Raw genomic sequence first — 11,576 nt, 5'->3', positions numbered from 1 at the left:
CTCGACATCACACGCCACCAGCCTCCCCCACCAAGGCACTTGCCGAGGCCGAAACCGCAAAGTCGATCAACGGCTACGAAAATCTTGTCAGAGCCGCTCGTTTGACAGACCCCAGCCCGGTCGACGCCGGGCCGGTCGCGCAGCAAGCGGAGCGCAGCGAGCGCGTCATCGGCGAGGAGGGAGTAGTCGCGGTGCAGAGTGGAGTACCTGGTGGTGCGTTTGTGTTTGTGAGAAGGCGAATCGTCACCGTCCAGCGCGCCTGACCAGCCTCGAACCGACATTTCGCCGGGGCCTGGTCAGGCTTCTGACGGTTCGAGCGGGCGCTGACCCCGACCAGAGGACCTCGGAGCCGGGATTGTTGGCGTAACGCCGACGCCTCTCCGTTCTCTAGCCATAGCCGCCAGAGTCGTGCACCTCGGCCAACGGAACCATGTGGTCGATGTCCACACCAGCGGCACCATGAACGATCACACCATCGCTATAGCTGTGCCACGCCCCGCCCGTCAGAGTGCAGCCTGCGCCCGCGGTCGGCGCCTCGATTGCCTCGGCGATCAACACGTCATTCCGTGCCGAGCAGCCATTCTTGGCGTCGTCCTTCCAGAGGGGGGTGCAGCTCGCGCTTGTACCCGTCGCGAATCTCGTCGGCGACGGGGAGGGGCACGAGGCCCTCCATCGGCGTACGCGGGAGGGCGGCGAAGGCGAGAGCGGCGGCCATCAGGCCGCGGCACAAGTCCTTGATCGCGGGAAGTATCCAGCGGTCACAGAACGTAGTTGACTGTGTCCGTCCTGGTTGTTCACTCGGGAGAGTGGAAGAAGCTGCCGACGTCAGGAACCGCACTCATCTGCGGAAGGGCGTCCGTCCGAGTGCCTTGTCGAAGTGAAGCGCCGGGCCGGTGCTGGTGGGGTTCCGTGCGGGACCTGGATCGCGTGCAGGATCACGGTGTGCCGAACTCGAGGTTGATTGCTTGGCGGTGGGCAGGGTTGTGGTCATCGGGCATCCATTTCTGGGGCCATCGGTTACGGGACGCCGAGTTCGAAAAGGCCGTAGCCCGCGTACGAGCCGGAAGCCAGGGCCGCGATGCCGAGGAGCATGAGCTGGTGGGTCAGGCTGAGGCGGCGCAGGGCGAGGGCGAGCGGAAGAAAGAGCGGGAAGAGGGGGAGTAGGTAGCGGGAGACGTTGCCGAATATCTGCTGGCTGCCAAGGACGAGGACAAGGGTGAGGACGGTGTAGACCATCAGGACGGCTGGGGGACGCAGCCGGATCAGCAGCGGAAGCAGTGCGATCGCGAGCAGGACGACACCGACGCCGATCAGGTCCGCGAAGGGCCAGGCGGAGAGATAGTCGGAGTGGCCCACCGGGACGGATGTGAGGACATCGAGGGTGTGTCGGCCGTAGTCCCACTCGTGGGCCCAGGCACCGGACTGAAGTCTGAAGTAGCCGCTGTAGTCCCCCATTTGGTGACCCACCCAGCCGAGATAGGCGAGGAGGCCGAGCGGGGCGAGGGCCATCGCGGCCACCGGACGAAGGATGCCGTCCCGGAGGCGGTAGAGCGCGAGCAGGGCCGCGACGGCGACGGCGGCGATCAGCGCCACGGCGGTGGGCCGGTTGAGCCCAGCCACGCAGGTGAGGAGACCGGCGGTGAGCCAGCGGCGGCTCAGGACGGCATGGCAGGCCCAGACGGCCAGGGCCACGTAGAGGGAGTCGGAGTAGACCGCCCACTCCACGCCGGAACCGGGCCAGACGGCCCAGAGTCCGGCCGCGGCCAGCCCGGCCCGTCTGCCGCCGAGGTGTTCGGTGATGGCGTAGATGCCCAGGGCGGCGGCCAAGGAGGCGACGACGGAGACCAGCAGGCCGGCGCCGTACAGGCCGAGGCCGGTGAGCTCGGAGACCAGCCGCATCAGCGCCGGGTAGAGCGGGAAGAACGCCGCCGAGTTCCCTTCGAGGGTGATCGGGCCGGTGGCGCCGGGGATCGGGACTAGCTGAGGGTCGTACCCGTGCGCGGCGATCTGCTGGTACCACCAGCCGTCCCAGCTGGCCAGGACGTCCCACGGGTGGGAGCCGCCGCCGAAGCGCGGGTTCTTCGTGCGGTAGTCCCCGGCGGAGTGCAGCAGCCACATGAAGGCGGCGAAGCCGATGAGCTTGAGCGTGCCGTAGATGGCCAGCACGGGGCCGTAATGCTCGGCTGTGTGGCGCAGCCGGCTCCGGTGATCGGGGCCCGTGGTGGCGGGCTGCTCAGACAGACTCGCGTTCCAGCTCTGGGTGCCGGTCTCGGTCGTACGGACGGCGGTCTTGATCATGCGCGGAACACCCACGCTCGGAAGAGCAGGAACCGCAGCAGCATCGCGGCCAGGTTGGCGGCGAGGAGTACGGCGAGTTCGGTGGCCTGCCCGGCCGAGGGCATCGCGTGGTGCAAGGCGGCGAGCGATCCGCCGGTGATCGCCAGGCCGATCAGGAGAACGAACAGGCCCCTGCCCTGGTGGCGCAGCACACCGCCGCGGCCACGGAGGCCGAAGGTGAGCCGCCTGTTCACGGCCGTGTTGGCGACGGCGCAGACCAGCAGCGCGAGTGCGTTGGCGGCCTGGGATCCGGCCACCGGGCGCAGCGCTGCGTAGAGGAGCAGGTATACGAGGGTGCTGACGGCTCCTACGGCGGCGAAGCACAGGAGTTGGGTGGCGAGCCCGCCCGGCGCGGCGGCGCCATCGTCGCGGAGCGACCCGCCCGGCGGCAGCGTGCCCCGCGCCAGTGCCCCGCCGATCCTGGCGATGCCTCGCAGGTCGGCCAGTGCCGTGGCGAGGATGTCGACCCGGGTGTCGGGATCGTCCACCCAGTCGACCGGCACCTCATGGATGCGTAGCCCGGCACGCTCGGCGATCACCAGCAGTTCAGTGTCGAAGAACCACTCTGAGTCCTGTATGAGGGGCAGCAGTCGCTCGGCCACATCACGCCGCACCGCCTTGAATCCGCACTGCGCGTCTGAGAAGCGCACGGCGAGGACGGAGCGCAGGAGGGCGTTGTAGCAACGCGAGGTGATCTCTCGTTTGGGGCCGCGTACCACCCGGGAACCGGGAGCCAGGCGGGTGCCGATGGCGATATCGGAGTGGCCGGAGAGCAGCGGGGCCACGAGCGGCAGCAACGCCGTCAGTTCTGTGGAAAGGTCCACGTCCATGTACGCGAGTACGGGGGCCGGCGAGAGCGACCAGGCGGTACGCAGCGCCCGGCCGCGCCCCTTCTCGGCCAGCCGAAGCCACTGTGCTTCGGGCAGTTCGTCTGCCAGCCGAGCGGCGATCCGCGGTGTGCTGTCCGTGCTGGCGTTGTCGGCGATGGTGATACGGAACGGGTAGGGGAAGGTCTCGCACAGGTGTGCGTGGAGCCGCCGCACGCTCGGCTCCAAATCTCTCTCCTCATTGAACACGGGGATGACCACGTCCAGGACGGGCTCCGGGTGGTGTGTCGCCACCGATGCGCGGTGCGGCAGTTGGCTCAGGTCCTTCAGGGCAAGTGAACCTTGATTTCTCACGTTCTATCCTTTTTGTGACTTGGTGCCGGGCAGGCCGAAGACACTCGGGGCGACGGTGTGTTACGGCGCTACGGGGGGACGAGCGAGGACGAGGCGGTCAACGGCTGGTTCCGTGCGGTCGCCATACCCGAAGGCGGGGCCGAGGTCGAGGGCGGCGACGCGCCCTCCGTGCTCCCCGGCGGAGTCTCGGTGGCCGTGGCCGTACTCCCGATCGTGGCTGGCGGCGCGCTTGTGGCGGTCCCGTCCGGGGGCGCGGGGGCGGTGGAGGTTCCCGAGGAGGAGGGTGCGCTCGGGGACGCGTCGGGTATCGCGGGCGGGGCAGAGGGCGGCGGGCTCGTCGTGGACTGTGGGCGGGGGTGGCTGGGCTCGACCCGGGTCGCATGGCCGGGCAGCAGGGACAGCCCGACACTGAGGCCGACGACGGCCAGGACGGAGCCGACTGCCCTCCGCGCGGCCCGTCTCCGATGGCGGACACGCACTCCTGCCCAGAGACGTTCCCGGTGCTTCGGCTCGAACGGTGCGGGCGCCGCCTCGGTGTCGCGCAGCATCTGTGCCAGCTGCCGTTCGAAGTGATCCATGGGGTTCTCCTTCACCGCACCGGCTCGTTCACATTGCCCAGGATCTGCCTCAGCCGGGCCACTCCGCGTGCGGCATGGGACCGAGCCGTGCCCACCGGGCACCCGAGCACCTCCGCCACCTGCCCCTCGGGCAGGTCCTGGTAGTAGCGCAGCACCACCGCTACCCGCTGCTTCGGCGACAACTGGGCCAGCGCGGCCTCCAGCCGGGAACGCTCCACCACGTCCGCGGACACATCGCCGACAACAGCCGTCTCAGGCAGCTGTTCGACGGGGCGTTCACCCCACCAACGCCGCTGTCCCGAGCGTGCCGCCGCACGCATCATTACCTTGCGGACGTACGGCTCCGGTGCGTCATCCGCGACCTTGGGCCAGACGAACCAGAGCTTGACCAAGGACTCCTGCAACAAGTCCTCGGCCCGATGCCGATCGCCTCCGACGAGCAGACGGGCCAAGTGGACCAGCACCGACCATCGGGCAGCCACGAACTCGTCGAACGCACGGGCTCGACTCTGCTCCATCCGCACTGTCCCTGTTCTCGCCGGTCGCCTACACCCTGTAGAAGGCACTGGCACGCGGCCCACGATGCACCTGCGGACCATGATCTGGATCACAGGGCATATCGACGACAACCCCCTGCGGCCGCGGGGGGTTCCCGTATCTCCAGGTGGGAGGACGGCCCGGTCTTCCACGAAGCGGTGTCGGCAGCAGCCGCCGAGCAGCTCGAGCCCCCAGGCAATGCGAGCTGCCTGTTCCGCCCGAACTGCCACAGCCGCGGAACGAACACAGTGACAAACTTCCTGATCCGGACCAACCCCAGCGGATGACGTTCCCCGCCTGGTCATGGGGCGCCTGCGCTCCACCCGGCTGGTCGATCTCTTCGAATCCCGCCCGAGAACGGCTGACGTCCTACATACGGGCGGTCGGACGACTGCCCGGGCTTGCACACAGAAGGAGGTCAGTAGTTCACGGCGCCGTCAACACTGACGTGGAGGTTCTCGTGGCCATTCGCTGTCGCCTTGCTGCTGTTCCGGTGTTCGCGGCAGCCGGACGGGATGCTCAAGCAGTAGCCCGAGCACTGATGCGAAGCAGCCGTGCAGAAGGCCGGCGGCTGGATCTCCCGCTTCCGCACGCGCACAGCAAGCAGCGGGGTGGGGCTGCCTCCACCCCTCGGTGGACCCAGCCCCACCCCGGATCCGGGAGTGGGGCGGATGGATCGTCACCGGGCCGCTCGTCACGCTGGAAGCCATGACACGACTAACGCGAAAGCAGAACAGGCTCCTGGTCTCCGCGGCCCTGTGCACCAGCGCACTGGTGGTGGCCGCCGCCCCGGTCCAGGCGATGGGGCCGGCACCGACGTACGCCCCCGTCACCACCTCCGCGGCTCACCTCCGCGGCCCGGCCACCCTCGGCGATCCGCAGGGGAAGAACGCGGTGCGCGCCATCGAGCGCGCCGCGCATCCGCTGCTGTCCACCGAACCCACCGGCGGCTTCCGCGATCTGCGCCCGTTCGGGCGGATGGTGGGGAACGCCACCATCGTGGGCATCGGCGAGGCCACCCACAGTTCACACGAGTTCTTCTCCTTCAAGCACCGCGCGTTCCGCTATCTGGTCCAGGAGAAGGGCTTCCGCACCTTCGCGCTGGAGGCGCCCTGGAGCACCGGTCAGCGACTCAACGACTATGTGCAGTACGGCAAGGGCGACCCGCGGCAGATCATGCGGGACGAGTTCCGCAACTCCTACCAGGTCTGGCAGGACCAGGAATACCTGCGGCTGATCGAGTGGATGCGCTCGTGGAACGTGGCGCACCCCGGCGACCCGGTGCAGTTCATGGGCAATGACTTCGGCTACGCCGGGCCCGCCCTGTACGACCGGGTGACCTCGTACGTCGGGCAGCGCTTCCCCGCACTACTGCCCCAGTTCACCGCTCTGCACCAGGGGCTGCGCCCGACCACCGACGTGGACACCTATGTCCACGCCTATCTGGCCAAGCCGATCGCCGAGCGGAAGGAGATGGCGCAGCGCACCGGGCAGGCGCTGGCACTGTTGCAGGGCCAACGGCCGGGCGGCGGGAAGGCCGAGCAGGAGGCGTACACCTGGGCGGTGCAGCGTGCCCGGGCCATCGACCAGACCGCCACCGGGTACAGCTACGACTTCACCAAGCCCACCCAGGGCGCCGCGGCCATGCGCTACCGCGACCAGGTGCGCGCTCGCCCTAACCTCGCTGTTTCGGTTGGGGTGCGGCTGAGGGGTGGGTAGAAGCGCGAAAGTGCCTTCCTGAGCTGGGACGATGGACCTTGTCTAGGGGTTCTGTCGTCGCCAGAGGAAGGCACTTTCTGCGTGAAGGTTATCGGTTCGCGGCCCCGGCTTGTGGTGTCCACTGACGGGTCGGGGGCGGTCGGGCACGCCGGAGCACGTTTGCTGGCGGACCTCGCCGAAGCGACCGGGCTGACGGCGGCGTATTCCACCGTGCTCCGGCCGCTTCGGCCGCGCGGCACCGGCCATGACCCAGGCCGGATCGCCACCGGTCTCGCAGTGATGCTCGCCGACGGCGGCGAGGCGATCGCGGATCTGGCCGTTCTGCGGGACCAGCGCGAGGTGTTCGGCCCGGTGGCCTCCACGCCGACGGCTTGGCGGCTGCTGGCCGCCGTCGACGAACGGATACTGGACTGCCTGCGGTCGGCTCGCGCCGCAGCCCGGGAGGTGGCCTGGCTGCAGGCCGCCGAGACCCGCACCGCGATACCCGCAGTGAGGGCCGGCGGACGCGAACTGCCCGGCCTGGTCCTGGACATCGACGCCACGCTGATCACCTGCCACTCCGAGAGAGACCAGGCCGCACCCACCTGCAAAGGCGGCTTCGGCTTCCATCCTCTGGTCTGTTTCCTGGCCAACACCGGCGAGGGCATGTCCGGGCGGCTGCGGCCCGGGAACGCCGGAGCCAACACCTCCGCGGACCACATCGCGGTACTGGACGACGCTCTCGCCCAGATCCCCGACGCCCACCGGCACGGCACCGACATCCTTGTCCGCACCGACAGCGCCGGATCCGCGAAGGTCTTCCTCACCCACGTCCGAGACCTGCGAACACACGGAATCCGCACCTTCTTCTCGGTCGGATACGCAGTCACCGAACCGGTCCGCCGCGCGATCCGGGCCCTGCCCGAGCAGGTCTGGCATCCTGCCCTGGACCAGGACGGCACCCTCCGCGAATCCGCTGAGGCCCCTCAGAACGTCGCCGCGCAGCCGCACCTGGGCATCCTGGTCCCCCACCTCGCCTACACCGGCCCGAGCGCGGTAACCTCCGCCACCGTGAAGGCATCCCTGCCCCTGGGCGCCTCCGCGACGAACCTGCCCGCCGAGTGCTCCACCAGTACCGGGACGGAGATTACCTACGGGGATTCAGCAGGTCGGCGCAGGATCGAAAGTCAAGGGAGTGTTTCCGGCCTGTTCCATGGCTTGTTGGATGCTTTGCCGAATTGGCTTCTTCTATCGCTCCTAACCTGTGATCTGCTGCGGTCGAGTGGCCGCAGAGCGTCGCAGCCCCGGGAGGTATCGGTGTCGGGCCAGAGGGTCGGGTCGACAGAGCTGGACCGGTTGGAGCGGCTGCGGAGTCTCTTGTCGGGGTCGCCCGCGCTGGGTGCCTGGTTCGCTTCGCGCTTTCTGGCACGGGGCTGATGCCGCGTCGCCCGTTGCCGGCCACCCCGGAAAGGACACACCCACACACCCCGCCTGGGCAGCTACCGCTGAGGCGACCAGTGCTTCCATCACCCTCGTAAGCAAGAGGACCACCATGATCGCTTTGGTCGACCCCCTTTCCAGCGGCGTCTTCCTCTCCTCCGCCCTCAGGGAACGTGGCCAGGACCGCGTACACGTTTACGAGAAACGCTTCTCAGGAACAGCCAGAAGCGACGCGAGCGCGCCTGTCCTGATCGCGAGTGAAAACACGGCGGACACGGTAGCCGCACTGCGCCACCGGGGTGTCCGGCACGTCGTTCCTGGCAGCGAGTTCGGCGTCGCGTTGGCCCATGACCTTGCAGCGGCCCTGGGCCTGCCGCGCAACGAGGACGATACGGCCGCCGCGCGGCGGGACAAAGCTCTGATGGGCGAAGCCCTACGGAGGGCCGGCGTGCCCTGCGCGGGGCAGGCCGTGGTGGGAACGGTGGACGACCTGACCAGGGCACTGCGGCGCCTTGGGCTTCCTGTGGTCGTGAAGCCCAGCCAGAGCTCCGGCAGCGACGGCTGCAGGGTGTGCTGGACGGAATCAGCGGCATTGGCACACTTCCTGGACATTCACCAACAGATGAACCTCGTGGGCCTGCCGAACGACAAGATTTTCGTACAGGAATATCTGCAAGGTGAGCAGTACGTGGTGACAACGGTCAGTCTGGACGGCCGACATGTGGTGTGTGAGGTGACACGAAATGTCATCGAGGAGCTCGACGGCCTTCCGGTGCGCCGGTACAACGTCAGCTGCCCAAGCCTTGGGGCAGCCGAGCGGGACGTGGTGTCCCACACCCTCGACTGCCTGGAAGCTCTGGGCATTCGTAATGGCGCGGCCAATGCGGACGTGCGCCTCACCCGTGACGGCCCGCGCCTCATCGAGGTCAATGCGCGCATCCTGGGGCCAGTGCTCCACCCCGATCCGTACTTCGCCGCGTTCGGCAGCAGCCAGCAGCACTTACTGGCAGAGAGCCTCGACGACCCGGCGTCGTTCAAGGCCCGCTTCCCCCACGCCTACGCTCCGCCGCAGGTGATGGGCAAGGCGTTCGTGCGTTGCTGGGAGTCCGGAGTCCTGACGGCGGTGCCAGGTCTGTCATCCGTACGCCGGCTCCCGGGGTTCCACAGCGTGCAGGGACTGCCGTGCGTCGGGCAAGCGATCCAGAAGAGCACCCTGACCAAGGGCAAAACGGGGATCGTCTACTTCGTCCATCCCGAGGAGTCCGTGGTCCGGCAGTCTCTCGAGGCGCTGAGCAGACTGGAGGACGAAGGGGCCCTTTTCCGCGTCACGCCTGCACCGACCACGGGAAGTGGCTGTACATGAACGACGTGTTCTCCTCGCTGGCCACGTGTGACAGCGAGACCACGCAGCAGGTTGCATCAGTACTGCACTCCCGCGGGCAGGACCCGGATCAGTACCAGATGTTGCAGCGTTTCCTCACGGCCGTCGATGTCACCGCCGGGCCGCTGCTGGAGATCGGCTGTGGTTCCGGTGAACTTCTCGCCGACCTCTGCGACCGGGCGCGTACCGCCACAGTTGTCGGCATCGACCACAGCATCGACCTGTTGAGGATGGCTGGCCAATCGAACGGAACAGCGGGGAACCTCAGGCTCCTGGCAGCCGACGCGCATCGGCTGCCGTTCGCCGATGCGTCGTTCCCGACGGTCCTCATGTACACGCTGCTCAGCCACACTCCGGACATCCGCTCGGTGCTCCAAGAGGCATACAGGGTGTGCCGCCAGGGAGGGCAGATCGCCGTACTCGACGGCGACTACGCATCGACGGACTTCTCGCTGGGCCCGCACGATCCGCTAAACGCTTGCGTGGCCGCCTGGCGCGCAAAGTACGTCGTGAACACGCACGACCTGCGATCCCTCCCGCGCCTGCTGGAGGCGGCAGGCTTCCAGCTCACGCAGGCAGGTGCCCATACCTACACAGCTGCGCACTCGGCCTACGCATACACCATCATCGACCGAGGCGTAGACACGATGCTCGACAGCGGGACGATCGGCAAAGACCTGGCCCGCTCGCTGAAGGACGAAGCGCGGCGCAGGGCACAGGACGAAGGGTTCGTCGGCAGCATCACCTACCGCTTCGCGCTGGCTCGCAGGCAGCCATCCGCCAGTACGGCGCCCCCGAAAGCCTAGGAGCTGCGCATGCGTATCTGCATTGTGGGCGGAGGCACGGCCGCGGCATGTCTCGTCATGGCCCTCGCCCGCGCACTCGGCTCACGAAACGTTGATCTCGTGATCGTGGAGCCCTCGGACCAGCTGTGGCGCGGCAGGGCGTACCGGATGGACCGTGACGAGATCGTGGTGAACGCCCCACCCACCATGATGACGCTGGACCCAAACGATCCAGAGCACGCACAGCGGTGGCTCGCCCGCCACCACGACGGGAGCTGTGCTCCCAACTTGTGGACGCAGGAAACCTTCCCACCGCGGCACGTCTACGGCCGCTACCTCGAGGAAACTCTCTCCCAGACCCTGGACGACCTGACGGGCGCCGGCTGGCGTGTCACGTGGCTGCGCCGACGCGTCGTGAGCGTCGAGCCCGACGGTGACAAGGCACTGGTGGGCCTGGAGGACGGGGCCACCGTCCCGTGCGACTACGCGGTGCTGTGCGTCGGAGACCCGTCCGGTTACGACCCCTACAAACTCGCTGGTCACCCGTCCTACATCACGCGGCCCTATCCCGTGGCATCCACTCTCGACACCGTTCATCAGTCGGCCTCCGTGGCCGTCATCGGCTGCGGGCTCACCGCTGTCGACGCCGTCCTGGGACTGCGGGCCCAAGGACATCAGGGGCGGATCACACTGCTTTCGCGGGACGGCATCCTGGCTGCCGTGCGCCGCCCACGACAGGTCGGGCGGCCGACGGTGATGACCCCAGAGATCGTCCGGGACCGGCTTGAGTGCTCGTCCTCACCTCTTCGGCTGTCGATGGTGGCCGCTCTGGCCCGGGCAGAAGCACTTCGCGCCGGGGCCACGCCAGGGCAGATCGCCGCCGAGACATCCATGGCGGACTGGGGGTTGAGCCGTGTACGCCGACAACTCGCCGACCGGGAACACGTACGGGACGTCGACTGGCTCCAGGTCACCACCTGGGCTCTGATCACCACCGTGCACCATTGGTGGCCGACTCTGCCCCGCAGCGATCGGCAGCAGTTCTTCCGCCGCTACCACCGACTGTGGACCAGCTTCACTTCCCCCATGCCCGCCGCAACCGCTGGCACACTCCTTGAGATGGCCGACAACGGTCAGTTGCAAGTCCTACGCGGCCTTGAGGAGGTCACGCCCGCGAAGCAGGGGTTCCGGGTCACAGCGCAACACCACACGGTGGAAGCCGACGTCGTGATCGCCGCCGCAACCGCGGCACCGACGGCCCACCCAGCCACGCCCCATGAGCTGATGGACTCGCTGACCCGTAACGGGCACGGACAACGGCACCCGGACGGTGGCTTGCGCGTGCAGCCGGAAACCGGACGGCTCGTCGACCGGAGCGGTAGGCCCCAGCGGTCGCTTCTTGCCCTGGGCTACCTCACGAGCGGCACCCACTACTACATGTCCGGCGTACCGATGCTTGTATGGCGCAGCGAAGCGATCGCCGCGGCGATCGCCGCCGATTCCTCAACCAGCGTGGCATCGGCCTCACCAGGTCTACCTACCCCCTGAGGTGATCCCCGTGGTGTGGACACGCCTGACAATGGATCTTGTTGATCCTGGAAGGTGTAGATCCACGTGGCAAGGCCCTCGAAGTACAGTG

11 protein-coding genes and 1 pseudogene are annotated in these 11,576 nt (G+C 68.0%); 6 read left to right on the top strand and 6 right to left on the bottom strand.

What is annotated here, in order from left to right; translation table 11 throughout:
- A partial coding sequence (locus tag ACFVX4_RS40555) for a hypothetical protein (RefSeq protein WP_389988076.1) occupies positions 1-263 on the top strand: 263 nt, incomplete at its 5' end.
- A gap of 124 nt (positions 264-387) precedes the next feature.
- On the opposite strand, the gene ACFVX4_RS40550 is transcribed toward ACFVX4_RS40555, so the two are convergent.
- The 6 genes from ACFVX4_RS40550 to ACFVX4_RS40525 form a co-directional block, all read right to left on the bottom strand.
- Positions 388-558 carry a hypothetical protein gene (locus ACFVX4_RS40550; RefSeq protein ID WP_389988073.1) on the bottom strand — a complete coding sequence of 57 codons (171 nt, stop codon included), beginning with the start codon at positions 556-558 and terminating at the stop codon, positions 388-390.
- A 1-nt stretch (position 559) separates the two neighbouring features.
- The gene (locus tag ACFVX4_RS40545; protein WP_389988070.1) at positions 560-715 is read right to left on the bottom strand and encodes a hypothetical protein; all 156 of its coding nucleotides are present in this window, start codon (positions 713-715) and stop codon (positions 560-562) included.
- Positions 716-1,017: 302 nt separating this feature from the next.
- Positions 1,018-2,298: a hypothetical protein gene (locus tag ACFVX4_RS40540; protein WP_389988067.1), complete on the bottom strand. Its 1,281-nt coding sequence runs from the start codon at positions 2,296-2,298 to the stop codon at positions 1,018-1,020.
- Positions 2,295-3,518: a glycosyltransferase gene (locus tag ACFVX4_RS40535; protein ID WP_389988064.1), complete on the bottom strand. Its 1,224-nt coding sequence runs from the start codon at positions 3,516-3,518 to the stop codon at positions 2,295-2,297. Before ACFVX4_RS40535 ends, ACFVX4_RS40540 begins: the two co-directional genes overlap by 4 nt.
- A gap of 68 nt (positions 3,519-3,586) precedes the next feature.
- Positions 3,587-4,096 carry a hypothetical protein gene (locus ACFVX4_RS40530; protein WP_389988061.1) on the bottom strand — a complete coding sequence of 170 codons (510 nt, stop codon included), beginning with the start codon at positions 4,094-4,096 and terminating at the stop codon, positions 3,587-3,589.
- An 11-nt stretch (positions 4,097-4,107) separates the two neighbouring features.
- Positions 4,108-4,614, bottom strand: a complete 507-nt coding sequence (locus ACFVX4_RS40525; protein WP_389988058.1) for a SigE family RNA polymerase sigma factor — start codon at positions 4,612-4,614, stop codon at positions 4,108-4,110.
- Between the two features lie 727 nt (positions 4,615-5,341).
- Between ACFVX4_RS40525 and ACFVX4_RS40520 the strand changes: the two genes are divergently transcribed.
- From ACFVX4_RS40520 to ACFVX4_RS40500, 5 genes and pseudogenes are all read left to right on the top strand, one after another.
- Positions 5,342-6,352 (top strand): erythromycin esterase family protein, encoded by a 1,011-nt coding sequence (locus ACFVX4_RS40520; RefSeq protein WP_389988055.1) that lies wholly within the window; start codon positions 5,342-5,344, stop codon positions 6,350-6,352.
- Between the two features lie 51 nt (positions 6,353-6,403).
- Positions 6,404-7,312 (top strand): annotated as a pseudogene (locus ACFVX4_RS40515) (transposase); the annotation flags it as partial.
- 571 nt (positions 7,313-7,883) lie between these two features.
- Positions 7,884-9,134, top strand: coding sequence for an ATP-grasp domain-containing protein (locus tag ACFVX4_RS40510; RefSeq protein ID WP_389988052.1), 1,251 nt, complete (start codon positions 7,884-7,886; stop codon positions 9,132-9,134).
- The gene (locus ACFVX4_RS40505) at positions 9,131-9,958 is read left to right on the top strand and encodes a class I SAM-dependent methyltransferase (RefSeq protein WP_389988049.1); all 828 of its coding nucleotides are present in this window, start codon (positions 9,131-9,133) and stop codon (positions 9,956-9,958) included. Before ACFVX4_RS40510 ends, ACFVX4_RS40505 begins: the two co-directional genes overlap by 4 nt.
- Before the next feature lie 9 nt (positions 9,959-9,967).
- On the top strand, positions 9,968-11,485 hold the full coding sequence (locus ACFVX4_RS40500) for an FAD/NAD(P)-binding protein (protein WP_389988046.1): 1,518 nt from the start codon (positions 9,968-9,970) through the stop codon (positions 11,483-11,485).
- Positions 11,486-11,576 lie beyond the last annotated feature (91 nt).

The organism is Streptomyces sp. NPDC058240 (assembly GCF_042882135.1).
Taxonomy (GTDB): domain Bacteria; phylum Actinomycetota; class Actinomycetes; order Streptomycetales; family Streptomycetaceae; genus Streptomyces.
This window is presented reverse-complemented; position numbering and strand designations above follow the sequence as displayed.

Excerpts from the sequence above, each read along its gene's own strand:
- ACFVX4_RS40530 (WP_389988061.1), bottom strand. The coding sequence starts at position 4,096 with ATGGATCACTTCGAACGGCAGCTGGCACAGATGCTGCGCGACACCGAG.
- ACFVX4_RS40505 (WP_389988049.1), top strand. The coding sequence starts at position 9,131 with ATGAACGACGTGTTCTCCTCGCTGGCCACGTGTGACAGCGAGACCACG.
- ACFVX4_RS40520 (WP_389988055.1), top strand. The coding sequence starts at position 5,342 with ATGACACGACTAACGCGAAAGCAGAACAGGCTCCTGGTCTCCGCGGCC.
- ACFVX4_RS40500 (WP_389988046.1), top strand. The coding sequence starts at position 9,968 with ATGCGTATCTGCATTGTGGGCGGAGGCACGGCCGCGGCATGTCTCGTC.
- ACFVX4_RS40510 (WP_389988052.1), top strand. The coding sequence starts at position 7,884 with ATGATCGCTTTGGTCGACCCCCTTTCCAGCGGCGTCTTCCTCTCCTCC.
- ACFVX4_RS40545 (WP_389988070.1), bottom strand. The coding sequence starts at position 715 with ATGGCCGCCGCTCTCGCCTTCGCCGCCCTCCCGCGTACGCCGATGGAG.
- ACFVX4_RS40540 (WP_389988067.1), bottom strand. The coding sequence starts at position 2,298 with ATGATCAAGACCGCCGTCCGTACGACCGAGACCGGCACCCAGAGCTGG.
- ACFVX4_RS40525 (WP_389988058.1), bottom strand. The coding sequence starts at position 4,614 with ATGGAGCAGAGTCGAGCCCGTGCGTTCGACGAGTTCGTGGCTGCCCGA.